The following is a 24,186-nucleotide window of genomic DNA, read 5'->3' as shown; positions in this document are numbered from 1 at the left end:
GTCAGTGGCACGTTCAAATCGAAAAGGGGTTAAATGTTATGGAAGTGGCCGCGATTACCGGACATAAGACGCTTGAAATGTTGAAGCGACATACGCATTTACGCGCCGAAGACTTAGCTAAGAAACTTGGGTAATTTTGCCCGTCAGATTAACCCAACTGCATCTTCCAGCAATTTACAAGTTTGTGGCAAGCCTTGGGAGAGGTACGTAGCAATTAGCTCTTGTGCCGTTCGTTGTGGATTTTTGAGTCGTTCACGGAGCGTTTTGACGATCTTGAGCATTTTTACCGGAGCCAAACCATATTGTGCAACTAGAAAATCATCCGGATGCAATATTTCTAGGCCGTGTGCGTTTGCAATCTCACTAGGAAAATCTTTGAGATTGAAAGTAACTATCGCATCGCCATGTCCAACAATAGCTGCGGCAAGAACATGTCGGTCATCTTTGTCTGGCAGCGACAGGGAATCGATTAGATATTCGTAATTTTCTACCAGGCAGTCATCGACGGCCTCATTCATTAGCGCGACAGTACGATTCAGGGTGTCAGGTTTTAGATCCGGACGATTAGCTAATACATTTCTGGTCCATTCGTCGTGAATGGTCGATGTCCAACGCCCGCGAAATACGTCGGCCTCAGCAAGGCTCAACAGTAAATCTCGCAACGGCGCTGGATACAAAACACAGGCGTCGAGAATGACGGTATAGCTATAAGATCCGGCCATTAATCAATAGCCCATACCCAGCTCTTGAGCTTGGTCAGTTAGCTTCTGCAGAGCATCTTGTGAAATTTTCCGCCTGTTTTCCTTGTACTCGACTACATCCTCAAAGCGTATTCTTCTATGTGTCCCGACCTTGTGATATCGAATCTTGCCTTCCTCCAACAGTCTTACGAGAAAAGGGCGGGAGACGTTCAGGAACATGGCAGCTTCTTGGGTCGTAACGTCAAGCTCCTTCGGCATTATGGCGACAGCCTTACCTTGGGCTAATGAGCCAAGCAGGTCGGCAATAAGTCGCAAAACCTTAGGGGGTAAACGCAGTAGAGGCGATCCATCATCCCGCTCGACGCCATCTTCAATTATCGCGATATTGATCGCTTTAGAATGATCCAGTGCGCTAACGATGCAGCGCTGTGCGGCTTTTGCAAGCTCCACATCTTCTTTATTGTCCAAGACCATATCTAGATCAAGGTCGTTTGACATGTCATTTTCTCCAGGGCTTCGATGCTTACAACTTTGCAGTGTTGTAAGCGTCATTCGCTGTGGCAGAAATTTGAGAATCAAATTTCTGCCACAGCAAATGGCTACGTCAAAATCATTGTAAACAAATTATACGAAACAAACGAAATATTCGCAACGAAATTGACTGTGGATTTTTGTACGACTTTTTAGTGTGAAATTTATCAATCTATTCTTGGCGAAATTAGATCGTAACTGTATTTATATCCAGTACAATTGCAACACTGTCACGTTATTCAAAGCTACATACTTTGCTCGAGATTCATTGTTCGGCCTGCGAGGAATTCAATTAGAAAACTATCTTATTGGCAACAATCCGTTCTTTCACTGCGTCCACTGGTGCTCCGAAAATGACAATTGAGAATTACACAGAAGATGAGTTTGGCGAAAAGTTGGCAACCGTTATTAACCCGGCTACGCCTATCAAAAGTATCGAGCATCTCAAAGGCCGGAACGATTTTCTTGTCGAAATCAAGCGCACGCTCTTCTCGGCTGGTCGCCACGTCTTTATTTTCGGTGACCGAGGAGTCGGAAAAAGCTCGCTGGCTGCAACGGCCGCGGCACAATATCAAAGCTCTGACGCTGAACCAATCTCTGTTGGCGGCGCCGTGGACGAAACATTCACCTCGATCATTGCGAATATCGCGCTTCAGGCTCTGAAGCGGAGAAAATATGAATCCGTTAAAGTACAAAATTCCGTATCGATGGAATGGCGGGGATTGAAATGGTCGAGCGGCGACGAAGTCAGTGGTCTTGACCTGGCTTCCCAGATAAAAACTGTCGGGGACGCTGCGGAATTATTAAAACAAGTTGCGGAAAAACATTCCGAGAAGCCGGTAGTCGTGCTGGATGAGTTTGACGCGATCCCAGACTCAAAAGAGCGTAGCCGTTTTGCATCGCTCTTAAAACAGCTTGGCGATCAGTCGATTAACATCAAGTTCCTAATCACCGGAGTTGGGCAGTCCTGCGAGGAGCTGTTGGGCGCTCATGCTTCCGCGCATCGCCAGATTGCTACGATCGAACTTCCCAGGCTTGGATGGGACGCGCGAAGGGAAATTGTTACAGAAGCTGCGGAAGCGTTTGGTCTTGATGTTGATAATGATGTGAACTGGCGTATCGCCCTGATCAGTGATGGGTTTCCCTACTACATTCATTTGATCATGCAGCAAATATTGTGGCAAGTGTTTACGGACGAGGAACCATGCACGATGGTGACATGGGATCATTTTTATGCGGGACTGAATGCGGCTATTCGTCAAACGAATGTTGAATTAAAACGACCCTACGAAAAAGCGGTTCTGCACCGCAGCAATGAATTTGAAGATGTGGTGTGGTCAACGGCTGACGGCGACGAGCTACTTCGACCGTTAGACGAAATGTATGCTTCATTTTCACGTGTGGTTACCAAGCGTGAGGGACGTCAATCACTGGTGCAGCAAAAGTACAACGAAGCTATCCGGAAATTAAAAACGCCGGCATATGGGGGGGTTTTATCTCAGGTTCCGGGTCGAAAAGGCTGGTACATGTACAGAGAAAAAATGCTCAGGGGCTACGTGAGGATGCAAGCCGAGGTCAATAAAGTCGATTTAACTGGAGAAAAGAAAAGTCCGAAATCAGTCATGCATGTGGGGAACAGCAGGACCGGCCATTACGGTCCGAGTGTTCCACGCAACATACGGTTATCCAGAGAGGAAGACGACGGCAATTAATATATAGTGCTCGAGTAATTTGAGACAGGGCAGCCAAAGGAACAGGCAAAAAAACGCAAGGAAAATTTATGTCGCTAAATACAGCGGAGTCCAATGAATATCTCACCACCAACTGATCGACTTCATAAATTTCTCACCATTGGTGGTCTCGCGCTTATTCCTGCCGGCACTACGTACCCGTTCGCAACAACGTGATGGCACAATCTTGGCACACTAACTGTGCAAAAAAATGCAAAACATTGCACATCAATGCTAAATATTGCAATGCATAACGTATTGATTTATATGAGAAAAACTGGTGCGGCTGGCTGGAATCGAACCAGCGACCCTTGGCTTCGGAGGCCAATACTCTATCCACTGAGCTACAGCCGCATGAGAGGAACGGTGAAGAGGCATGAAGGATACCGTTTTTCTGCGCGCGCGTCCATGCAAAGCAACGTTTCAGCGTTCCAAATAGTAATTATTGGGACTATAATCAAGGGTTTGGCGGGGGATCGTGTGCTGTTTGGGCGATTCGGACGGTTTTTTGGCGCCTATCCGGCTACGGCTTTGAAAATTGTACTGAGGGAATCATGAGCGACGCACATAACGAAGAACATCAATCCGCGATCAGGACACCTAAGCAGCTGATCGTTGCCATTGCAGCGGGCTTTCTGGTCCCCATCATCTGCATCGTATTGCTGGTGCAATACGTCACTGCCGGCAAGAAGGTCGGCGCCGGTTCCGAGGGGCAGACCCCGGAAGCGATTGCGGCCCGCATCAGCCCGGTAGCCGATGCCGGTTTCACCTTCAAGGATGTCAACGCGCCTAAGCAGCTGCTGTCCGGCGAAGAAGTCTTCAAGTCCACCTGTGCCGCATGCCACGCAGCCGGCGTTGCCGGTGCGCCCAAGGTCGGCGATGCCGGCGCCTGGGGACCGCGCCTGGCGGAAGGTTACGACAAGGTGGTCGGCTATGCGCTGCACGGCCTGCGGGCGATGCCGGCCAAGGGCGGCAATGCCGACCTGGACGATATCGAAGTTGCGCGCGCCGTGGTCTACATGGCCAACCAGTCCGGCGGCAAGTTCAAGGAACCGGAAGTGCCGGCTCCAGCTGCGCCAGCCGCCGCCGCCGACGCCTCGGCAAGTGTGGCGGCTTCCGCTTCCGCAGCAGCCAGCGCTGCGCCTGCAGCAAAATAATCCGGCATAGCCGGTCGTAAAAAAGCCAGTCACATCGACTGGCTTTTTTTTGCCCAAGGACTTGGGGCGAAGATCAGTAGGCCCGTGCCTGCGGCTGGCCTTGCCCAGGATCCCGTTCGTAAGTGTAGAGCTCAACCCGGCGATTGATTGCACGGTTAGCCGCCGTATCATTGGCGACTACAGGCTCTGTGGAACCCAGGCCCTTCGTCAGGATACGATTCGGTGCAACGCCGCGGCTGCCAAGGTAGTTGGCAACATTCTGCGCGCGCTGGTTCGACAGCGGATTGTTGATTGCATCCGTGCCGGTATTGTCGGTATGGCCGTAGACTTCCACCTGGGCGGCGGGATTCTGCACCAGTGTTGTCGCCAGCTGATCCAGGATCGGGCGCAGGGCCGGATTGATGTCAGCGCGTCCGGTAGCAAAGCCGGTATCGGCCGGAACATTGATCTTCAGGCGGTTATCGGCGGTCTGCGTGACCTGGACGTTAGTACCGGCGGTTGCCCGCTCCATCGCCAGCTTCTGGTCTTGCTGGCGCTTGCCCCAGATATTGCCGCCAACCGCGCCGATCGCAGCGCCAATTGCCGCACCGGCAGCTGTCCGTCCGGCGCCGCCTGGGCCGGCAATGCCGCCCACCAGGCCGCCCAGCACAGCACCTGCGCCAGCGCCCATCGCAGTTCCTCTTTGGGTTTCCGACATGTCGGCACAGCCTGCGGTTGCCATTGAAACTGCGAGAACCAGGGCACCCAACTTGAATTTATTCATGGTCTTTCCTTTCTAAGGTTGAGACAGCGCCAGCAAAAAAAACCGCAGCTTCCGGCTGGAGGCTACGGTTATTCATCATCTGTAGTTGTCTTGCTTTTCCTGCTGTTGACATAAGCGGCGCCGCCGATTGCAGCAAGCAGGGCGGCGCCGATAAGCAAAGGTTTGCGGGTACGGCGTTTGGATAGCCATGACGCGCCGGTCAGCAGCAAAGGCAGCATGGCAGGCAGGTTGCTGCCGCCCGGGTTGCCGCGATTGCTGAACACCGATGAAGCGATGCCGGTCATCCGGCCCAGTAAAATGGTCGCCAGCGATTTGCTGTTCAGGTTGGCCCGCACGATATCGCGCGAGACCAGCATGTCGGCACGGAAGGCCGCGCCTTCCTGCAGCAGCTTCTGTTTGCGCTCGGCGGTGGAAAGACTGCTGTCCGGTCCTGGATATCTGCCCATGTCGGGTTCCGTGTTCAAAGTAAGGCGTCGCGGTCTTTGCGCAGCTCGGCCATGGTGACGGGCAAGCCGAGCCGGCCCTGGCGCAGTACGCTGCGCACATAAAAGCCGGTGCCGATCGTCACGATGGTGAAGAACGCCGCCAGGATCAGCAGTATCTTCCAGCCCAGGGCGTCCCACGCCAGCACCAGCAGCAGGCCGCTCCAGAAGGCCAGCGCGAACCACAAGGCGACAATGCCGAGCGCGCAGACCAGGAGCAGCTTGAACAGGTGCGAGCCGATCTCGGAAAATTCCAGCGCGGCCAGTTCGATGCGGCTGATGATCAGCGCAAACATGTTCTTGGCGGTGCCGACCAGCCCGGACACCAGACCCGGACTGCTTTGTTTGGGTTGTTGTGGGTTCATGCGCGCCTGACGGTTATGCTGCGGTTATTTACGGGAGATGGCCAGGCCGACCAGCAGGCCGATGCCGGCCGAAATGGCGATTGCGCGCCATGGATTTTCCTGGACATAGTCATCGGTGGTAGCGGCGATTTCCTTGCCTGCCTCGATTGCTGCAGCTTGTACGTCCTGTGCTTTAGATACGGCCGAATCAAGTAGTTCCAAACCTTTGTCGCGCAGGTCTTCGGCTTTCTCGCCGGTGGTGGCGGCAGCTTCGCGGAACAGTTGTTGCGCGTCTTCGACCATGCTGCGCAGATCGCTGCGGGTTCTCAGAGTGGATCGGTGCATCGTGTGACTCCTTCATTCATGATTTTCAAGTATAGCCAAGCGCTTCTGTAAATGCTGCGGCCAAGCTAGCTTAGGCGTTCGATGATACAGGCTACTATGCTTGCTTGCCAACAAAGTGTCTTTCTGGCATTGAATGTGCACTGGATTGCCGCTCCGCGTGGCGGCAATCACGCCTCATTTCCTGTCGCGCAGTTCGGCGATCGCCGAGATATTGCCGATCTGGATGACGACGGGGCGCAAGGTGATGGTCGCCTGCGCCGGCCGCCAGGCAAACAGCCATTCATGCTGGGATGCATCGCGCTTGCCTTTGCTGAAGGCGCTGCCCAGGGGACTCGGCTGGCCGTAGCTGACGGCGGCGTCGATCCCGGCCCAGTTCGGCAGCAGCCGCTGCGCGGCGCGGTGGATCAGTTCACCGAAATGTTCGGTATCGTGGATCACCAGGCAGCAATCCGACGGCGCGAACGCGTTGAACAGGCTGGCGTCATCGCTGCTGCTCATGCTCAAGGTCAGCAGTTGCGGCGTGGCCCGTTTTGCCGCGCCGTGCGCATGATGGAGGTTACTGATCTGCAGGCTTTCCGCGGGTGGACGCAAACGGAATTCTCCGAGCGTCAAGGAACGTTCCAGCCATTGCCGCTCCGAATAGCGATAGAGCTTGGCAGGGCGTTGGTAATCTGCGCTTAACATGATGACTTGTCTTTATTCTTTGTGTAACGGACGCGAACATCGCGCGTCCTGAAAATCTGCTGCTGCAGTACGGGCGCTTAAAGGTGGAATTCGCCGTTGGCTTCCGGCTGGTACGTCACATCCAGGATGCGCAACTGCAAAGGACGGCCGCCCGGACCCTGCCAGGAAATCGACTGCCCCACCGACAGGCCGAGCAGGGCGCTGCCGACCGGCGCCAGGATCGATACCGCGTCAGGCGGGTTGGACGGGCTCGGATAGGCCAGCGTCATGCCGTATTCGGTATTGCTGACTTCATCGATGAAACGCACCGCCGAATTCATGGTGATCACGCCCGGCGGCATATCTTCGGGAGCGACCACGGTGGCGCGGCCCAGTTCGTTTTGCAAGGCGTCGACGCCAGGCAGGTTGCGGTAAGCGCTGGACGCCAGCAATTGTTCAATACGCTCCAGGTCGAAACTGGAAATGATGAGTGGCGGCTGAATATCCATGACTGTGCTGTCTCGTAGAAAAGGGGGATAAGTGCGAACGCGGCGTGGTGGAATATCTCACGGAGTCCTGCATTGCGTTCAGGCTGATGGCTCGATGGTAGGCGAGAAGCGCGCCGGAAGCAAGCCGGACGCAATCCGCGCGGCCGCTACTCGTCCATCTGCTGTTCGGCGACCGAACGCAGCTGGAAACGGCCGTCGTCATTGAACAGCCAGCTTTCCGCGAGCTCGACTTCGCCGCGATGCAGGAACCGGCTGTCGGGTTTAGGGAAAGGCGCGGCGCGGCGCAGTGCGGCCAGCGCCGTGGCCTCGGCCTTGCGATCGCGGTTGGTGCGCAGGACGTCGGCGCGCAGCAGCTGGCCGTCGGCGTTCACGAAATATTTCAGCACGATCACGGCGCGCAGCAGCGCCTGCGGCCGGCCGACATACACCTGGGTAGAGTTGACCGCGACAATGCGTTGCGCCAGCGCGCGCTTGTAGTCATCCAGCGTGGCGGCGGTCGACGTTGCGGTAGGGGTGGTGGCGGGCGGCGCCGGCGCTTCCCCCAGCATGCCGGTGCAGGCGGCCAGCATGATCGCAGTCACGCTGTACAGGCTAATGCGGATCTTGGCATTCATCGCGGTTCTTCTTATAGTTTGAGTTGGTTAAATATTAACAAATGACGGCGGTGAACCCCTGGGCGCCATGTCGCCGACGACGGTCATTGAATGGCTCCATGATGATATGACAGTCGAGCTGTACCTGGTGTTCCATGTCGGCAAACCGATTCAAACAAAAAAATAACCGAGGCATTCAATTCCCGCGGCGAAACGATGAGAACCAGGCAAACAGGCGGTTTGCGGGCCGAAATCCGATATTGCGAAAAACTTTTCAAAACAAAATGCGACGAAGCGCTAGTAAATTTAAAAAAACCGTTGTACAATCTGCCCCCTTCAGGCGTAGTGACATACGCTAAGAAAGTTTGGCTGACTAAGTGTGCATTTTGGGTGCTTAGCTCAGTTGGTAGAGCGGCGCCCTTACAAGGCGTAGGTCGGGAGTTCGAGCCTCTCAGCACCCACCAAGTGGCCAGACGATCTTAATGAAGCAGCAGTTTAGGAGTGGTAGTTCAGTTGGTTAGAATACCGGCCTGTCACGCCGGGGGTCGCGGGTTCGAGTCCCGTCCACTCCGCCAAGAATACAAATGCCCGCGCAAGCGGGCGTTTTTATTTCAGGAACCGAATTCAAATAAAAAGACGACCGCAAGGTCGTCTTTTTATTCGTCTGCGCTTTTTAAGCGAGCGTCAAAAACGATCGCCTATCGTGCGGGTAATCGCGGCGCCCTCGGATTTCTGCAGCAGCAGCTTGCCATTGCGGATCACCAGCGTCTCGCTGCTTTTATCCCTGGTTTCGGCAATGCTGCCGATCGGCCCCAGCGCCATGCTGACGCTGGAGGAAAGTTTCACCTCGGCGCTCTTGCGGTCCTTGCTGATCTCGATATGCTCGATGTTGACCTGGTAATTGGTCGAGACCCCGCCCAGCCGCCCGGCTTGCGCCAGCGATGCGAACATCTTGTTGTACCTGTCGCAGGTTTCGTCCTTGTCGGCGTTTTCCTGGATCCGTCCCTGGCTGGTGGAGTTGACGCCGGTGCGCGTGAAATCCTTGCTCAGCATTGCGCACAGTTCCTTGCTGCGGCCATTCAGCACGTGCTCGGTGGCGGTGTCGTAAAAGCGGTTTACGCTTTCCTCATCGATGGAATTTTGACGATTCCAGTACCAACTGCCTATCCCGACAGCAACTAATAATAAAATAATGACTCTCATGCTGTCCTGATCCCCTTAAAACGCTAAAGACGCCCTAAAATTTGCTGTGCCACTTTCGCCGCTTTGCACCTCAATCTTGTCAGTAATAGAAGATGCGGCTTAATTTTCCAGTAAGCTATAGAATATCTGCAGTGCAATAATTTTGATAGATAACTTAATCCCGCGTCCGTGCGATCGCCAGAACATGGCATTATTGTTTTCTCACGGAAACATGTCCTGCATCTATTTCTCCGGAAAGATGAATTGCTGTCTGTCATGCGTGGCTGCTTGTTGCCTATAAGGGTGGTGAAGAAACCAATGGCAACCAACGAGAAGTAGGGGACATGAAAGCGCAACGACGAAAAGAAATGAATGCGATGGCATTAGGCATGCTTGGGCGCGTCGCCCTGAGCGGCCTGCTGGATGCCATGCTGCTGTGGGGTTTCGCTCATGCCGGGGTGATCCAGCCGGACATCGCGCTGCTGTACGCCATGGTCGTGGTGTTGGTCAACGGCGTTTATTACCTGCTGATCCGCAGCGGCTTCAACCGGCGCTACAAGGATCCCGGCCTGACTTTTGCGCAGGTGGTGACGGCCCTGCTGCTGCAGACCGGTTTCCTGATCCTGGCGCCGCAGGTCGGCTACCTGTTCCTGATCAATTTTTTTGTCATCTACGGCTTTGGCGTACTCGGCCTGAGCACCTTCTGGTACGTGGTCAGCTGGCTGATCGGTTCGCTGGCGCTGGTGCTGGCCTTCGGCCTGGCAGGTTCGCACCTGAGCTTCCCGGTGGCGAGCAATTTCAGCCAACTGCTGGTGTGCCTGTCCTTCATCCTGACGCTGGGCCGCTGCATCTACCTGACCAACATGCTGAGCCGCATGCAGCGCAAGATCATGGAAAAGAACCAGCAGCTGGTGCTGGCCATGAAACGGGTGCAGGAGCTGGCCACCCGCGACGAGCTGACCAATATCGAAAACCGCCGTTCGCTGATGGAAATCCTGGCCGTCGAGCAGAAACGCTTCCAGCGCGGCGGCACGCCGTTCTGCATCGCCATCCTGGACCTGGACGGCTTCAAGTCGGTCAATGACAATTTCGGCCATGCCGCCGGCGACCTGGTGCTGAAGACCTTTGTCGAGATCGTGCGCAACGAAATGCGCCTGAGCGACCACTTCGCCCGCTATGGCGGCGACGAGTTCGTGCTGGTGCTGACCGGCACCACGGTGCAGGAAGGCGTGACGGCGCTGGACCGCATCTGCGCCGAGACCGAAATGTACGACTGGAGCAAGTTCGGCAAGGACATCATCCTCACGGCGTCGATCGGGATTACCGATTTCCGCCCCGGCGAAAGCATAGACGAAGCCTTCCAGCGCGCCGACATGGCGCTGTACGGCGCCAAGGCGGCCGGCCGCAACCGCGTCATGATCAGCCCCGATACCTTCGAATCATCCGACGGCGGCACTACCATCAGGGCTTTCTAGGCGCCGTTCCCGCGCCTAGGAACCTTAGACTGCGGGTTCGCCGCCCAGCGCGAACACCAGGTCGCCCAGCATCTTGCTCAGTTCGCCGGTCATCAGCATCATGTCGGAATCGAAACGTTCGTCGTCGTTCTTGCTGCTGGTGTCGTTGCCTTCCTTGAGCACGTCGAGCGGCGCGATGCGCTTGACCGCCAGCGATTCGGTCAGGACGAACGAAACATGGTCGGCCCAGGTCATCGCCAGCCGCGTGCACTGCTTGCCGGAGGCGATGTGGCGGCGGACGTCGTCGGCCTCGATGGTGTGGCGTACGTAGCGCACGGTGGCCTTGCCTTCGCCGGCGGCGCGCAGTTCCGTATCCTGGTCGACGGTAAACCCGTGCGGCGCTTCATCGGAAGCCAGCCAGTTGGTCATCGACGTCAGCGGCGAATGCGCCGTGCGCAGGCTGGAAACCTGCAATTTGTCGACCGAGGCCAGCAACAGTTTCAGGATTTCTTCGGCCTTGGCCGGGCTAGCCGCGTCAATCACCAGCCAGCCGTTGACCGGATCGATCCACACCCACGTATTGCGCTGGATGCTGAACGCGCGCGGCAGCAGTTCGTCGGTGACTTGTTCCTTGAGGTCCTTGAGCTGCTTGCGGCCTGGCGCATAACCCTGCTGCTCTTCAATCTCGGCGGCGCGCGCCTTGGTGACCTGGTTGACTACCGTAGCCGGCAGCAGCTTCTTCTCCGTGCCCAGTAAAATCATCATCTGGCGGTTGACGGTATGCACCAGCATGCCGTTGTCGCGCGGCGACAGCCAGCCTTGGCTCTGCAATTCCAGGCTGCTGCACTTGGCAAACGCTTGCGGCGCCAGGAAAGCTTCAAGCTGTTCGGCCGAGATGGCCCATGGTGCGGGGATACGGTAGATCTGAAGATTTTTAAACCACATAGTGTTCCAATTTCCAATAAATAAAACAAATCCCGGACACAGCTACCTGCTGCGTGGCGATTTACGCTATGTCCAGGCGGTTGCCGGTCGATGAAAACGCGGGAAGTTTGAAGCAGCTGAAGCTGGTGCAGCAGTTGCGGGCCGGGGAGGCGCCCGGTCCGCAAAGCAAGGGTGATCGGGTAGTCAGATACCCATGTCGGTCAGCGTGTCGGCGATCTGGCGCAGCACCGGTTGCAGGTGCGGGTGATTTACCGCCAGCCGGGCCGAAATGCTCTGGGCGCGTTCCACCAGCGCCGAACGCAGGTCGGAAGCCGGGGCTGCGGCGGCCGTGCCGGAGGATTTCAGCAGTTCCTGGATATCGCTGTCCAGCGATTGCAGCAAGCCTTTCAGTTCGCTGTCGACGGTGCTGTTGTTTTCCAGTGTGCTGCGGAGTTTTTCCAGCGATGTCTTGATGTTGTCTATGCTCATGGTTTACTCCTGAATTGACTCTTACTCTAACATCTATCTTCTCACGCGGCGCGTGGCTTCTGCAACAAAGCCTTCAAACTGGCCAGGCGGTTTTGCGGCGTGATCTGTTCCGCTTCGGTCGGCATGGCGTCGCCTTCGTCCAGCTTCATTTCCTTGACGAAGCGCGATATTTCGCACACCACCGATTCGCCGGCGCGCTTGCGTTTCTTGCACCAGCTCACGTGCAGGCTGCGCTGGGCGCGCGTGATGCCGACATACATCAGGCGCCGCTCTTCCTCGATGCGGGCGGCGATGGTCTCGGCCGGGGCGTCGGGATCGCCCTTGTGTGGCAAGATGCCCTCCTCGACGCCGATCAGGAACACATGCGGATACTCCAGCCCCTTGGAAGCGTGCAAGGTCGACATGCGCACCGCATCCGGCTCCTCGTCGCGGCCTTCCAGCATCGACATCAGCGCCACCATCTGCGTCAGTTCCAGCAGGTTGCGCTCGTCGCCGGCGCCGTCCTTGCCGCCGCTGCCCTTTTCCTTGAGCCAGTTGGTGAAGTCCAGCACGTTCTGCCACTTGCCTTGCGCCGCGCGGTCGTCGAAGCTGTCATACAGGTAATGCTCGTAATTGATTTCCTTCATCATGTCGTCCAGCACGGCGGCTGCATTTTCGCCGCTGCCGGCCGGGCCGACGCGGCTGGCGCGTGCTTCCAGCTGGTTGATGAAATGGCAGAACTCGCGCAGCGGATACAGCTGGCGGTCGGTCAGCTTGGCTTCGATGCCGCCCTTGAACACCGCTTCGAACAATGAGCATTGCCACTGGCCGGCTACGGTGCCCAGCACTTCCAGCGTGGCCTGGCCGACGCCGCGCTTGGGCGTGGTGATGGCGCGGATGAAGGCCGGATCGTCGTCTTCGTTGGCGATCAGGCGCAGGTAACTGATGATGTCCTTGATTTCGGCGCGGTCGAAAAAGCTCTGGCCGCCCGACATGGTGTACGGGATGCGTTCGCGCCGCAGGGCTTTTTCAAAGGTCCGCGCCTGGTGGTTGCCGCGATACAGGATGGCGTAGTCGGAAAACTTGGCGCGCCGCTCGAAACGGTGCGCCGACAGCATGATCGCCACCTGCTCCGCTTCCTTTTCGTCGTCCTCCATGCCCATCACCTTGATCGGATCGCCCAGGCCGTGTTCCGACCACAGTTTTTTGTCGAACAGCTTGGGATTGTTGCCGATCACCGCGTTGGCGGCTTGCAGGATGCGCGTGGAAGAGCGGTAATTCTGTTCCAGCTTGATCACTTTCAGGTCGGGAAAATCGACCTGCAGGGTTTTCAGGTTCTCGATGGTGGCGCCGCGCCAGGCATAGATCGCCTGGTCGTCGTCGCCCACCGCGGTGAACATCGGCTTCTTGCCGAGCCCGGTGACCAGCAGCTTGACCAGTTCGTACTGGCAGGTATTGGTGTCCTGGTATTCATCGACCAGCAGGTAGCGCAGGCGGCGCTGCCATTTGTCGCGCACCGCTTCGTTGCTGCGGAACAGCTCCACCGGCAGCCGGATCAGGTCGTCGAAATCGACGGCCTGGTAGGCCGCCAGCGTCGCCACATAGCTGCGGTAGATGCGCGCCGCTTGCGCTTCATCTTCGGTGACAGCCTGCTTGATGGCCTCTTCGGGATCGACCAAGCCGTTCTTCCACAGCGACATGGCGTTCTGGATGCGGCGCACCAGCTGTTTATCGGTGGTGATCGCCAGGTCTTGCACGATGGAAAAGCAATCGTCGCTGTCCATGATGGAGAAGCGGTCTTTCAAGCCGAGCTCGCGCGCTTCCTGCCGCAGGATCTTGACCCCCAGCGAGTGAAAGGTGCTGACGGTGATGTGCTTGGCCTGTTTCGGATCCTTCAGCAGCTTGGCGATGCGCTCCTGCATTTCGGTCGCCGCCTTGTTGGTAAAGGTCAGCGCGGCGATATGCCTGGCGTCGTAGCCGCAGTCCTCGATCAGGTGCTGGATCTTCTGCGTGATCACGCGCGTCTTGCCCGAACCCGCGCCGGCCAGCACCAGGCAGGGGCCGTCCAGGTACTTGACGGCTTCCCGTTGGGGAGCATTGAGACCGAAATTGGGAGTAGACGACATCAGCGGCTGACAGGAAGGAGCAAAGCGCTGTATTTTAACAGTGTGCGAGACCTCCGAGCCTGCTTGCCGTCCCGCCCCAGTTCCGGCGTCGAATATGGGACAATCCGTCATTAACCATCTTGCCGGACATGCCATGAAATTCAGTCACCTGATCGAAATCAACGATCCTCTCAACCCGCTGATCGATACCCTGACGCGCGAGCAGCTGTGGCGCGGGCTGGTGATGCGGGCCGAGCAGCCGATGTTGTTCGTTGAGCATCTGGACGATTGCCGCCTGTCGGATAAATCGGTGCAATCGGTAGCGCGTGAATTGCGTTACGGCAAAGTGATCGTCAAGGATGTGGTCAGCTACCTGCCGCTACTGCAGGTGCGCTACCAGGTGCCGAAACAACAAGATATCGCCGGCTCCAGCCTGATCATGACGATTGAAGAACCGGAGCAGGAAATGCTGTTCGTGCGCTTCGAGTATGAGGACGATGCGGTCGAGCGGCAGCCGGCGGCGCAGGCCGAGCAAGAGTTTTACGACGAATTCCGGCGCTCCGCCTATGAAGAAGCCGATATCGACACCATCCGCGTGATCCGCGAACTGGCCGCCGACGGCAAGCTGGGGTAACAATCGCCGGCCGTTACGGCCGCTTTAGCGGAAATTGTTTTCCACCGCAAACTTGATCAGTTCCGCCTGGCCTTCGATATCCAGCTTGCGCTTGATGTTCAGCCTGTGGGTTTCCACCGTGCGCACGCTCAGGTCGAGTTCACGGGCAATCTGCTTGTTCGATTCGCCGTTGGCGATATGCTGCAGCACCTGGCGTTCGCGCGCCGTCAGCAGCTGCCCCGGCGTCATCGGCCGCGCTAGTTTCTGCGCCAGCGCCGCGCTGTAATACATGCCGCCGGAAATCACGGTTTCTATCGCATGCACGATGTCCTTGCCGGGTGCGTCTTTCAGCACATAACCGCGCGCGCCGGCCTGCACCGACTGCATCAGGTATTCGGTCTTGTCATGCATGCTCAGGATCAGCACCGCGATTTCCGGGAAGCTGACATGGAACTGCGCGGTGAGGTCGATGCCGTTGCTACTGCCGCGCAGGTTGATATCCATCAGGACCAGGTCGATCGCCTGTTCTCCGGCGCGCTGCAAGGCTTCGTCGGCGCTGCCGGCTTCCGCTACGATGGCGAAACCCGGCACGGCCTCGAGCCGCGCGCGCAAGCCGTCGCGCACCAGCGGGTGGTCATCGACCAGCATGATCTTGGTGGTGATTTCAGACATAGGAATAGTGCGGATGCGGAATGGTCGCCAACACCGTAGTGCCGGCCGCCGATGAACTGACCTTGAGCCGGCCGCCGACAGCTTCCAGCCGCTCGACCATGTTGCGCAGGCCGATGCCGTGTTTCGGATTGCCGTCGATCTGGTCGACATCGAAGCCGACGCCGTTGTCTTGCACGGTCAGGGTAACTGCTCGCGCATCGCCTTGCAGCAGCACCTTGATCTGCGTTGCCTGCGAATGGCGCGCGATGTTGGCCAAGGCTTCCTGGGCGATGCGGAACAACACTGTATTGGCCACCGCCGGCATGCCGTCGGTGTTGCCGCCGTGCTGGAAATCGATGGGGATGCCGGCGTGTTCCAGCCATTCGCGGGCCAGGTGGCTGAGCGCCGCCGCCAGGCCGAGATCGTCCAGGATCGCCGGCCGCAGGTCGTGCGAAATGCGGCGCACTTCGGCCAGCACGTCGTTCAGCTGGCCGGCGCTGCGCTCGAACGCGGGGCGTGCTGCGGCCGCCTGCTGCGGGCCGTTGTCGAGCTTGGCGATGCCGGCTTCGATCTGCAGCTTGATCGACACCAGCCACTGGCTGATGCCGTCATGCAGGTCGCGCGACAGCCTGGCGCGTTCTTCTTCCTGTGAACGCACCACGCGCTGCGCCAGCACTTTCAGCTTGGCGTCGGCCACCCGGTGTTCGCTGATATTCAGCACCAGCCCCGATACCCCCACCACCAGCGCGCTCAGGATCGCGATGCCGGCAATCCACCACATGGTGTTGCGGATATTGCCGGAAACCTGGGTATCGATCTTGCTGAGCGCGGCGTCGACGTCATCCATATAAATGCCGGTGCCCAGCATCCAGCCCCAGTTCGGCAGCGCCACGACATAGCCGAGCTTGCTGGCGACATGGTGGCTGGACGGCTTTTCCCACTGGTAACGCTCAAAGCCGCCGCCGCTGCGGGCGCGTTCGATCAGGTGCTGGATGGTGAGGTTGCCGTCGGCGTCCTTCATGTCCCACAGGTCGCGCCCGACCAGTTCCGGCTGGCGCGGATGCATCAGGCTCTTGCCCTGCATGTCGTAGATGAAGAAATAACCGTCGTCGCCATAAGACAGCTTGGACAGGATGGCCATGGCCTCGTCCAGCGCGGCCTGGTCCTTGCGGCCGGAATCGTACAGATGGGCGATCGACCAGGTAGCCAGCTCCACGTAATGCTTGAGCTCGGCTTCCTTGCTGGCCAGGTAGGCGGCCTGGATGGTTGCGCGCTGCTGCTGGCCGAGCGCAACCGCCTGGTGCCGCACCGCCAGCGCGATCGCGCACAGCGCCAGGATCAGCGGGACGATGGCCAGGAAGATGATTTTTTGCCGTAATTTCATGGCGCTACTTTACCCGGAATCGCCGCCGGTTCCATCAAAAACCTCTGCCGCGGCTGCGCTGCCGCCATTCCTGCCTACGTAGTACTACGCAAGCGCAGTGCGTAGTTCCTCGCTTGTCCTCCTGCCCCATATGCCAAATACTTTGGCCGCGGCCTGCTTGCTCTGCGAGCGCCGGCCGCTATCCAATAAAAACAATATTCCACAATATTCATTCCCGCCTGGGAGGAGAACAATGAATCGTCTATATTCAAAGATGGGCTGGCTTGCGCTGGCCCTGCTCGGTGCATTCGCGTTTGGCTACATCGGCCTGCAGCGCGGCGAATCCATCAGCGCCATCTGGATCGTGATTGCCGCAGTCTGCGTCTACCTGATCGCCTACCGTTTCTACAGCCTCTACATTTCCGACAAGGTGCTGGGCCTGGACGCCACCCGCATGACGCCCGCCTACAAGTACAACGACGGGCTGGACTATGTGCCGACCAACAAGAATGTCCTGTTCGGCCATCACTTTGCGGCGATTGCCGGCGCCGGGCCGCTGGTGGGGCCGGTGCTGGCGGCGCAGATGGGCTACCTGCCGGGCATGCTGTGGATCCTGGCCGGCGTGGTGTTTGCCGGCGCGGTGCAGGACTTGATGGTGCTGTTCATCTCGACCCGCCGCGACGGCCGTTCGCTCGGCGACCTGATCAAGTCCGAGCTGGGCCCGGTGCCCGGCGTGATCGCCCTGTTCGGCACCTTCATGATCATGGTCATCATCCTGGCGGTGCTGGCGCTGATCGTGGTCAAGGCGCTGGCGGAATCGCCCTGGGGCACGTTCACGGTGGCGGTGACGATTCCGATCGCGCTGTTCATGGGCGTCTATACCCGCTACCTGCGGCCGGGCCGCATCGGCGAGATTTCGCTGATCGGCTTTGTGCTGCTGATGCTAGCGATTGTCGGCGGCCAGTATGTGCAGGAACATCCGATGCTAAGCGCCATGTTCACCTTCACCGGCAAGGAACTGACCTGGATGCTGATCGGCTACGGTTTCATCGCCTCGGTGCTGCCGGTCTGGCTGCTGCTGGCGCCGCGCGACTATCTCTCGACCTTCCTCAAGATCGGCACCATCGTCGGCCTGGCGCTGGGCATCGTATTCGTGGCGCCTGAACTGAAAATGCCGGCCTTCACGCAGTTCATGGATGGCTCCGGCCCGGTCTGGTCGGGCAGCCTGTTCCCGTTCCTGTTCATTACCATCGCCTGCGGCGCGGTCTCCGGCTTCCATGCCTTGATCGCTTCCGGCACCACGCCGAAACTGCTGGAGAATGAACGCCATGCGCGCTTCATCGGCTACGGCGCGATGCTGATGGAATCGTTTGTCGCCATCATGGCGCTGATCGCAGCGTCCTGCATCGAGCCGGGCGTGTACTTCGCGATGAACAGCCCGGCGGCATTGATAGGCACTACCGTGGACAGCGCCGCGCAGGCCGTCTCGCAATGGGGTTTTTACGTGACGCCGGAAATGCTGGCGCAGGTGGCGAAAGACGTCGGCGAGCACAGCATCATTTCCCGCGCCGGCGGCGCACCGACGCTGGCGGTCGGCATGGCGCACATCTTGTCGAGCATAGGCGGCGGCAAAGTGATGATGGCGTTCTGGTACCACTTCGCGATCCTGTTCGAAGCGCTGTTCATCCTGACCGCGGTCGATGCCGGAACCCGCGCCGGCCGTTTCATGCTGCAGGACCTGCTCGGCACCTTCGTGCCCTCCATGCGCAAGATCGATTCGCTGCCGGCCAGCCTGATCGCGACGGCCCTGTGCGTCGCCGGCTGGGGGTATTTCCTGTATCAGGGCGTGGTCGATCCGCTGGGCGGCATCAATACCCTGTGGCCGCTGTTCGGCATCTCCAACCAGATGCTGGCGGGGATTGCGCTGATCCTGGCGACATGCGTGCTGTTCAAGATGAAACGCGACCGCTTTGCCTGGGTCACCATCGTGCCGACCGTCTGGATCCTGGTCTGCACCCTGACCGCCGGCTGGCAGAAAATATTCGACGCCAATCCGCGCGTCGGCTTCCTGACCCACGCCGGCAAGTACCAGGCCGCGCTGGCGGACGGAAAACTGCTGGCGCCGGCCAAGTCGGCTGCGCAGATGCAGCAGATCATCTTCAACGATTACCTCGATGCAGGGCTGGCGGCGTTCTTCATCCTGGTGCTGCTGAGCATTCTCGGTTTCGGCATCAAGACCGTGCTGGCGGCACGCGCCGCCAACAAGCCGAGCACCAGCGAAACGCCGTTTGAAGCGCTGCCTGCCAGCGCCTTGCCCTCAGCCTGAAAGGTCGGCCATGCTGGAAGAACTGTCGAAAGCCGGACGCTATCTCGGGCAGACCATGCGCCTGATGGTGGGTTTGCCTGAGTACGGCACCTACGTGACACACATGGAAAACACGCATCCCGGCGAGCCGATGATGAGTTATGAAGAGTTTTTCAAGGAGCGCCAGGAAGCCCGTTATGGCGGCAATGGCCGGGTCGGGCGCTGCTGCTAGCCGCGGCTTGATTGAGCAAGCGTCCTATGGGGGATGTTTTTTGCCGACCGGGCAACCGGCCGGCTTTTTTTTGCCTGTCAGTTATTCAATGGTCCGCTATATGCCTCGCCGGCAGGCTGCGCATTGCGGTACAAGGCGACGATGCGCAGCAGGCGGCCGATGAACATGCCGTTGAACACGCCATAGAGTGCGCATATCGCTGCTGCGAACACGGCGTTGTGAGCCAGCGGCGGCTGTATCGCCAGCAATACGGCAACCGCATATTTGGTCACAAAAATCGCCATCATCAATGCCAGCGGCAGCCAGCTGCCGCGCTGGAACAGCACGCCGCGTTCGGGATAGGCCACGATCCGGTCTTTGCGGAACAGCTGCCAGTTGAGCGCCGCTGCAATACCTGCGCTGGCCAGCCAGCATCCGACGGTCAGCGGCGTGACGCCAAAGGTGGCGGCAATTCCCTGCCAGGACAGCGCCAGCATCACCAGCGGGATGATGGAGACTTTTTTCAGCGTGACTTCGCGGTCGGCGCTGGCCACGACGCCGCGATAAACCAGGAACGCCAGCAGCGCCCAGACCCAGGTTGGTGTATGTGAAATGATTTGTGCAAACATGTTGTGCTCCCGTTGAGTGATCTGCGGCGATTATCTGGTCGCCGCAGAGGCGGGAGAAGCGGAATGCGACGAAATGTCGGAATACGTCGTGAATCGACATCCAGCGAGACCGGCACGGCATTGTCCGCCCAGGCCGTCAGCGTATTTCCGCGGAATACTGGAAGCGTTCAGCCGGCACAAATGAAGTGCGCCATTCGACCGGCTCGCCGGCGTGGTCCAGCATCAGGCGCTCGACGCAGATCGCCATGGTTTTGGTTTGCAGCTTGAATACGGCGGCATTGGCGCGGTTCAGCGGCTTTGCCGTCAGGTCGTCGATGGCGCGCGAGACCAGCACATCGCATTCGGTTTCATAGATCGGGTACAGGGACGGCGGCGAGTTGCTTTTCAGGTATTTCTGCAGCTTCCTGAAGCGTGCCAGCGGCAGCCAGATATGTTCCGACAGCACGATTTCATCGTCGAAAGAACGGATGCGATGCAGATACAGCGCTTTGTCGCGCGGCTTGAGCTTGAGTTTGCCTGCCACTTCGGCGGGAGGAATGGCGGTTGTCATCGAGCGGATGCGGGCGGTCGGCAGCCGGTTCTTGGCCTTGCCGTGCATCCGCACGAAACGCAGCATCGAGGAGCGTTCGGCGGCGCGCGCGACAAATGTTCCGCGTCCGCGCACGCGATCGACGACGCCGTCGGTGACCAGCGCGTCCAGCACCTTGCGCATGGTGCCGACTGCGATTCCATATTCAGCGGCCAGCTTGTCCTCGGACGGCAGCGCCTCATCAGCAGCCCAGCTGCGCAAAGCGATCCTTTGCAGCAAATCGTCACGGACTTGCAGATAGCGCGGCAAGCGCGGATCAGAGCCGTTTTCTGGCGGGAGAGGCGTATTTTTTTGCGAGAGAGATGCGTTTTTTTTCAGGAGAGGCGTGTTTTTTTTCGAGAGAGACGCGTTTTTTTTGGCGAGAGGCGCGTTTTTTGCACTTTTTTTGATCAGCATTAACAACATTTCAAACTTGGAAAGGGCCCGCAATTTACCAAGTTCCCGTTGTTTTTACAATACATATGTGAATCTCTACTCCTATATAGAACCAGAGATTCACATATTGATTCAGCCTTGGCTGAGCGCGACGCCGGCGGGGCGCGGCCTGCGCTCTGCCAGCCACAGCAGCACGATCGCCGCTATCGAATAAATCCAGTAGTCGGCCGGCACCGCGCCGAGCCAGTGCTTGTGCCACGGCACGTCGACCGGATTGAAGCGCGCCAGGCCATAGGCCGGGTTGAGCACAAACCAGAGCCAGTCCTCGCTGATCCAGAACACCATGATGGAAGCGATGATGCGGCATTCGCTGCGCCAGTCCCAGCTGCCGTTGAACCAGACCGGATAATGGAACATCAAGGCGATGAAGGGAAAGATCCAGGCGTGGTAGCCGGTCATGGCGCGCCCGCCCCAGAAGATGTCGAGCAGCCAGTGATGCTCGATGCGCCAGGTCGGCAGGTTGGCGGCCCAGCCGGCGGCGCCCTCGATCTGGATTTCGACATTGGCGAAAAAGAAGGCAGTCAGCACGGCCCAGAACAACATGCCGAACAGGCGGCGGTATGGTGAAGCTGCTGGTGTAGTTGCGGTCATGTGGTCGGTAACGGAAATGGAGAATCGAGTTTGCTCAGCACCGTTTGCAGCACGGCGCGGCCTGCGTGCGGGCGTCCCAGCGCCAGGCTGCGCTGCCGCAGGCGCAGCAGCTGTTCGGGCTGTTGCAGCAGCTGCTGGACCCGGAACGCCAGGGCAGTCAGGTCGATCGCCTTGAGCGCCGCGCCTTGTTCCAGCAGGTAATCGGCATTGCGTTCTTCCTGGCCCGGGATCGGTGAATGAATGATCATCGGCACGCCCATCGCCAGGCATTCGGAAGTGGTCAGGCCGCCCGGCTTGGTGATCGCCAGGTCGGCGCAAGCCATCAGCTGCTCCACGTGGTTGGTGAAGCCGAAAGGAAACAGGCGGCCAGGATGGGCCGCGGCCAGCTGCTGCAGGTTGCCCAGCAGCGCGGCGTTCTTGCCGGCCAGCGCCACCAGCTGGAAATCGTCGGGCAATGCCAGCAGCCGTTGCACGGTCTTGTCCAGCTCGCCGATGCCGGCGCCGCCGGACATCATCAGGATGATCTTGCGCTCCGGGTCGAGGCCGAACTGCTGCGCGCAGCGGCGGCGCTCCGGGGCCTGGCCGAAGCCCGGCATGATCGGGATCCCGGTCACGTGCACCGCATCGGCCGCCAGTCCGCGTGTCCGCATGCGGTAGGCGATTTCTTCGGTGGCGGCAAAATATCCCTGCATCAGCGGCTGCAGCCACATGCTGTGCAAATCGAAATCGGTGACCTGCACCCAGACCGGGCAAACCACGCGCTGCTTGCCGATTTCCCGCGCCAGCAATTCGGCCGGCAGGAAGTGGGTGCAGATGATGGCGTCCGGCGCCGCGGCGCGGATCGCGGTGCGCAAGGGGCGGGTGCTGATGCGTTCAATCGCGCGCCGCAGTTTCTGGGTCGGCGAGCTGCTCAGGGCCTTGTCGCTCTTTTGGTAGACATAACCCCACAGCGCGGGATGGCGGTTTACCAGGTGCAGGTAGAAATCGGTATATACCGCACGGAATCCGGCCGGCACAAAATCCATCGCATCCAGGTGGATTGCTTCGGTACCGGGGAATTCGGCGGCGGCGTAGGCCTTGAGCGCTTCGGCGGCGCGCATGTGGCCGGCGCCGGCGGAGACGCTTAACAGCAATAGCTTGCGAGGGCGGGGCGCGCTCGGCGCATGGACTGGCTTATGAATGATAGGCTCCGGCCAGGTTTGCCGCCGGCGATGCAAAAGTGACTACTTTCAAGCATACTCCTTGCATTCTGCGTTCGGATTCTTACTGCTCGGTTACAGCTTCATGACAGCGATGATAGGGATAAATCGGCGCTGAGTAAAATGACATTTATGACACATCATCCCTGCTTCTGAAAGACTGAAAAAATGCCCACGACTCGCAGACCGCTGGACGGTTTGGCCATGAGCCTGATGTTGATCCTGTGCCTGTGCTGGGGGCTGCAGCAAGTTGCCATCAAGGTGGCGGCGCCGAGCATCTCGCCGATCTTGCAAAACGGCTTGCGTTCGGCAGTGGCGGCAGTGCTGGTGAGCGGCCTGATGTGGTGGCGCGGCAGCAAATTCTCGCTGACTGACGGCACGTTCTGGCCGGGCCTGGCCACCGGCCTGCTGTTCGCCGGCGAATTCCTGTGCGTCTCCATCGGCTTGAACTACACCACCGCCTCGCACATGTCGGTATTCGTCTACACCGCGCCGATTTTTACCGTGCTGGGTTTGCACTGGCTGGTGCCGGGCGAGCGCTTCGGCCTGACCCAATGGCTGGGCGTGGTCGCCGCATTTGCCGGGATCGCGGTGGCGTTCGCCGGCGGCTTTGACGCCGGCGCCGGTTTCAGCCGTACCCTGGCCGGCGATGCGCTGGGCGTACTGGCCGCCGTGTTCTGGGCCGCCACCACCATCATGATCAAGCGCAGCGTCCTGACCAATACCGCTCCCAGCATGACCTTGTGGTACCAGCTGGCGGTGGCCGCGGTGACGCTGCCGCTGCTGGCCCTGGCCTCGGGACAGGCCGAAGTAACCGCTCCCTTGACCGGCATCATGTGGACCAGCCTGGTGTTCCAGTCCCTGATCGTCGCTTTCGGCAGTTTCCTGGCCTGGTTCTGGATGCTGCGCCGTTACCTGGCTTCGCGGCTGACGGTGTTTTCCTTCCTGACGCCCCTGTTCGGGGTCAGTTTCGGGGTCTTGCTGCTGGACGATCCGATCGGCTTGCCGTTTGTATTCGGCGCCGCGCTGGTCTTGAGCGGAATCGTGCTGGTCAACTGGCAGCGCAGTTAACGGATACGCAAGCCATAGGCAAACGTCTGGTTTTTGCAACCAGGCGGCGGATCTGGCCGGATTTGGTCGATTGTTTTACTTATATATTTGGTATTATCTAGATCTCAATTTATTCCCGTAAGACAATATTCCGGGTAACCACAGGGACACGCATGAGCAACGTACTCCAGAGCCTGCAAAGCCTCATAGGCGGGCGCCAGACCAATCGGATCCTGCGCCTGTCGTTTCCGCATGACGACGGCCCGTCCGCGCAGCTGCTGGTCAACAAGCTCGATGCCGTGGAAAGCCTGTCGCGCGATTTTGCGTTCACGGTAGAGCTGCTGTCGGACGACGCCAGCCTGGCGCTCAAGGATTTGCAGGGTAAATTATTCAGCGTTGAGCTGGTGCGCGCCGACGGCAGCCTGCGCTACTTCAGCGGCTACTGCTTTGAATTCCGTTTAGTGAAGACCGACGGCAGCGTCAGCTTCTATCAAGCCAGATTGGGTCCGTGGCTGCAGTACCTGCGCCTGCGCAAGGACAACTACATCTTCCACGGCAAGACCCTGCGCGAACAGAGCGAAAGCATCTTCAGCGACTAC

General features: G+C 58.7%; 27 protein-coding genes, 3 tRNA genes and 1 pseudogene. 11 read left to right on the top strand and 20 right to left on the bottom strand.

Annotated elements, in window-relative coordinates; all coding sequences use genetic code 11:
- Positions 1–20: 20 nt before the first annotated feature.
- Positions 21–134, top strand: a pseudogene (locus BM062_RS25895) (site-specific integrase); the annotation flags it as partial.
- 9 nt (positions 135–143) lie between these two features.
- On the opposite strand, the gene BM062_RS08385 reads toward BM062_RS25895, so the two are convergent.
- The gene (locus BM062_RS08385) at positions 144–722 is read right to left on the bottom strand and encodes a PIN domain-containing protein (RefSeq protein WP_092395753.1); all 579 of its coding nucleotides are present in this window, start codon (positions 720–722) and stop codon (positions 144–146) included.
- Positions 723–725: 3 nt separating this feature from the next.
- Positions 726–1,199 (bottom strand): helix-turn-helix domain-containing protein, encoded by a 474-nt coding sequence (locus tag BM062_RS08380; RefSeq protein ID WP_092395751.1) that lies wholly within the window; start codon positions 1,197–1,199, stop codon positions 726–728.
- Positions 1,200–1,585: 386 nt separating this feature from the next.
- On the opposite strand from BM062_RS08380, the gene BM062_RS08375 reads away from it, so the two are divergent.
- On the top strand, positions 1,586–2,944 hold the full coding sequence (locus BM062_RS08375) for an ATP-binding protein (RefSeq protein ID WP_092395749.1): 1,359 nt from the start codon (positions 1,586–1,588) through the stop codon (positions 2,942–2,944).
- A 296-nt stretch (positions 2,945–3,240) separates the two neighbouring features.
- On the opposite strand, the gene BM062_RS08370 is transcribed toward BM062_RS08375, so the two are convergent.
- Positions 3,241–3,316, bottom strand: a tRNA-Arg gene (locus BM062_RS08370).
- Positions 3,317–3,516: 200 nt separating this feature from the next.
- Here BM062_RS08370 and BM062_RS08365 point away from each other — a divergent pair.
- A complete protein-coding gene (locus tag BM062_RS08365; RefSeq protein WP_092395747.1) occupies positions 3,517–4,119 on the top strand; it encodes a c-type cytochrome in 603 nt (200 codons plus the stop codon).
- Positions 4,120–4,192: 73 nt separating this feature from the next.
- Here BM062_RS08365 and BM062_RS08360 read toward each other — a convergent pair whose 3' ends face one another.
- The 7 genes from BM062_RS08360 to BM062_RS08330 all read right to left on the bottom strand — a co-directional run bounded on the left by BM062_RS08360 (position 4,193) and on the right by BM062_RS08330 (position 7,839).
- On the bottom strand, positions 4,193–4,882 hold the full coding sequence (locus BM062_RS08360; RefSeq protein ID WP_092395745.1) for a YiaD family glycine zipper/OmpA-like lipoprotein: 690 nt from the start codon (positions 4,880–4,882) through the stop codon (positions 4,193–4,195).
- Positions 4,883–4,950: 68 nt separating this feature from the next.
- Positions 4,951–5,328, bottom strand: a complete 378-nt coding sequence (locus BM062_RS08355; RefSeq protein WP_092395743.1) for a hypothetical protein — start codon at positions 5,326–5,328, stop codon at positions 4,951–4,953.
- A 14-nt stretch (positions 5,329–5,342) separates the two neighbouring features.
- Positions 5,343–5,729 carry a phage holin family protein gene (locus tag BM062_RS08350; protein ID WP_092395741.1) on the bottom strand — a complete coding sequence of 129 codons (387 nt, stop codon included), beginning with the start codon at positions 5,727–5,729 and terminating at the stop codon, positions 5,343–5,345.
- Between the two features lie 24 nt (positions 5,730–5,753).
- A complete protein-coding gene (locus BM062_RS08345; protein WP_092395739.1) occupies positions 5,754–6,053 on the bottom strand; it encodes an ElaB/YgaM/YqjD family protein in 300 nt (99 codons plus the stop codon).
- 174 nt (positions 6,054–6,227) lie between these two features.
- Positions 6,228–6,737 (bottom strand): hypothetical protein, encoded by a 510-nt coding sequence (locus BM062_RS08340; RefSeq protein WP_092395737.1) that lies wholly within the window; start codon positions 6,735–6,737, stop codon positions 6,228–6,230.
- Between the two features lie 77 nt (positions 6,738–6,814).
- Positions 6,815–7,225, bottom strand: a complete 411-nt coding sequence (rnk, locus tag BM062_RS08335) for a nucleoside diphosphate kinase regulator (RefSeq protein WP_175500932.1) — start codon at positions 7,223–7,225, stop codon at positions 6,815–6,817.
- Between the two features lie 146 nt (positions 7,226–7,371).
- Positions 7,372–7,839 (bottom strand): hypothetical protein, encoded by a 468-nt coding sequence (locus BM062_RS08330; protein WP_092395735.1) that lies wholly within the window; start codon positions 7,837–7,839, stop codon positions 7,372–7,374.
- A 367-nt stretch (positions 7,840–8,206) separates the two neighbouring features.
- On the opposite strand from BM062_RS08330, the gene BM062_RS08325 reads away from it, so the two are divergent.
- Positions 8,207–8,282: transfer RNA gene (locus BM062_RS08325), tRNA-Val, on the top strand.
- Between the two features lie 34 nt (positions 8,283–8,316).
- Positions 8,317–8,393, top strand: a tRNA-Asp gene (locus BM062_RS08320).
- A gap of 109 nt (positions 8,394–8,502) precedes the next feature.
- Here BM062_RS08320 and BM062_RS08315 read toward each other — a convergent pair.
- Positions 8,503–9,021, bottom strand: coding sequence for a hypothetical protein (locus tag BM062_RS08315; RefSeq protein WP_139220012.1), 519 nt, complete (start codon positions 9,019–9,021; stop codon positions 8,503–8,505).
- Between the two features lie 323 nt (positions 9,022–9,344).
- On the opposite strand from BM062_RS08315, the gene BM062_RS08310 reads away from it, so the two are divergent.
- Entirely contained in the window at positions 9,345–10,475 is a 1,131-nt protein-coding gene (locus tag BM062_RS08310; RefSeq protein ID WP_092395731.1) for a GGDEF domain-containing protein, read from the top strand.
- 24 nt (positions 10,476–10,499) lie between these two features.
- Here the strand turns inward: BM062_RS08310 and BM062_RS08305 are convergent, their stop codons facing one another.
- The 3 genes from BM062_RS08305 to BM062_RS08295 all read right to left on the bottom strand — a co-directional run bounded on the left by BM062_RS08305 (position 10,500) and on the right by BM062_RS08295 (position 13,972).
- Positions 10,500–11,399 (bottom strand): recombination-associated protein RdgC, encoded by a 900-nt coding sequence (locus tag BM062_RS08305; RefSeq protein WP_092395729.1) that lies wholly within the window; start codon positions 11,397–11,399, stop codon positions 10,500–10,502.
- Between the two features lie 183 nt (positions 11,400–11,582).
- Positions 11,583–11,867 carry a DUF4404 family protein gene (locus tag BM062_RS08300; protein WP_092395727.1) on the bottom strand — a complete coding sequence of 95 codons (285 nt, stop codon included), beginning with the start codon at positions 11,865–11,867 and terminating at the stop codon, positions 11,583–11,585.
- A 41-nt stretch (positions 11,868–11,908) separates the two neighbouring features.
- Positions 11,909–13,972, bottom strand: coding sequence for a UvrD-helicase domain-containing protein (locus BM062_RS08295; RefSeq protein WP_092395725.1), 2,064 nt, complete (start codon positions 13,970–13,972; stop codon positions 11,909–11,911).
- Positions 13,973–14,105: 133 nt separating this feature from the next.
- On the opposite strand from BM062_RS08295, the gene BM062_RS08290 reads away from it, so the two are divergent.
- Positions 14,106–14,585 (top strand): SRPBCC family protein, encoded by a 480-nt coding sequence (locus tag BM062_RS08290; protein WP_092395723.1) that lies wholly within the window; start codon positions 14,106–14,108, stop codon positions 14,583–14,585.
- Between the two features lie 24 nt (positions 14,586–14,609).
- Here BM062_RS08290 and BM062_RS08285 read toward each other — a convergent pair whose 3' ends face one another.
- Together BM062_RS08285 and BM062_RS08280 are read right to left on the bottom strand one after the other, a co-directional pair.
- Positions 14,610–15,236, bottom strand: coding sequence for a response regulator (locus BM062_RS08285; RefSeq protein WP_092395721.1), 627 nt, complete (start codon positions 15,234–15,236; stop codon positions 14,610–14,612).
- The gene (locus BM062_RS08280) at positions 15,229–16,599 is read right to left on the bottom strand and encodes a cache domain-containing protein (RefSeq protein ID WP_092395719.1); all 1,371 of its coding nucleotides are present in this window, start codon (positions 16,597–16,599) and stop codon (positions 15,229–15,231) included. The genes BM062_RS08285 and BM062_RS08280 overlap by 8 nt, the downstream gene beginning before the upstream one ends.
- Positions 16,600–16,831: 232 nt before the next feature.
- Here BM062_RS08280 and BM062_RS08275 point away from each other — a divergent pair, with 232 nt between their 5' ends.
- Together BM062_RS08275 and BM062_RS08270 are read left to right on the top strand one after the other, a co-directional pair.
- Complete coding sequence (locus BM062_RS08275; RefSeq protein ID WP_092395717.1) at positions 16,832–18,904, top strand: carbon starvation CstA family protein; 2,073 nt, start codon at positions 16,832–16,834, stop codon at positions 18,902–18,904.
- A 10-nt stretch (positions 18,905–18,914) separates the two neighbouring features.
- Positions 18,915–19,115 (top strand): YbdD/YjiX family protein, encoded by a 201-nt coding sequence (locus BM062_RS08270; RefSeq protein ID WP_041742732.1) that lies wholly within the window; start codon positions 18,915–18,917, stop codon positions 19,113–19,115.
- Between the two features lie 77 nt (positions 19,116–19,192).
- Here the strand turns inward: BM062_RS08270 and BM062_RS08265 are convergent, their stop codons facing one another.
- The 4 genes from BM062_RS08265 to BM062_RS08250 form a co-directional block, all read right to left on the bottom strand.
- Entirely contained in the window at positions 19,193–19,723 is a 531-nt protein-coding gene (locus tag BM062_RS08265; RefSeq protein ID WP_092395715.1) for a DUF6622 family protein, read from the bottom strand.
- A gap of 136 nt (positions 19,724–19,859) precedes the next feature.
- Positions 19,860–20,561 (bottom strand): GntR family transcriptional regulator, encoded by a 702-nt coding sequence (locus tag BM062_RS08260; protein WP_254785004.1) that lies wholly within the window; start codon positions 20,559–20,561, stop codon positions 19,860–19,862.
- 258 nt (positions 20,562–20,819) lie between these two features.
- Positions 20,820–21,338, bottom strand: a complete 519-nt coding sequence (locus BM062_RS08255) for a hypothetical protein (RefSeq protein WP_092395711.1) — start codon at positions 21,336–21,338, stop codon at positions 20,820–20,822.
- Positions 21,335–22,438 carry an MGDG synthase family glycosyltransferase gene (locus BM062_RS08250; protein WP_254785019.1) on the bottom strand — a complete coding sequence of 368 codons (1,104 nt, stop codon included), beginning with the start codon at positions 22,436–22,438 and terminating at the stop codon, positions 21,335–21,337. The genes BM062_RS08255 and BM062_RS08250 overlap by 4 nt, the downstream gene beginning before the upstream one ends.
- A 267-nt stretch (positions 22,439–22,705) precedes the next feature.
- Between BM062_RS08250 and BM062_RS08245 the strand changes: the two genes are divergently transcribed.
- Both BM062_RS08245 and BM062_RS08240 read left to right on the top strand, forming a co-directional pair.
- On the top strand, positions 22,706–23,608 hold the full coding sequence (locus BM062_RS08245; RefSeq protein ID WP_092395707.1) for a DMT family transporter: 903 nt from the start codon (positions 22,706–22,708) through the stop codon (positions 23,606–23,608).
- 152 nt (positions 23,609–23,760) lie between these two features.
- Positions 23,761–24,186, top strand: a 426-nt coding sequence (locus BM062_RS08240; protein WP_254785002.1) for a contractile injection system protein, VgrG/Pvc8 family, incomplete at its 3' end; no start/stop codon positions are given.

This window comes from Collimonas sp. OK412 (assembly GCF_900112135.1).
Classification (GTDB): domain Bacteria; phylum Pseudomonadota; class Gammaproteobacteria; order Burkholderiales; family Burkholderiaceae_D; genus Collimonas; species Collimonas rhizosphaerae.
This window is presented reverse-complemented; position numbering and strand designations above follow the sequence as displayed.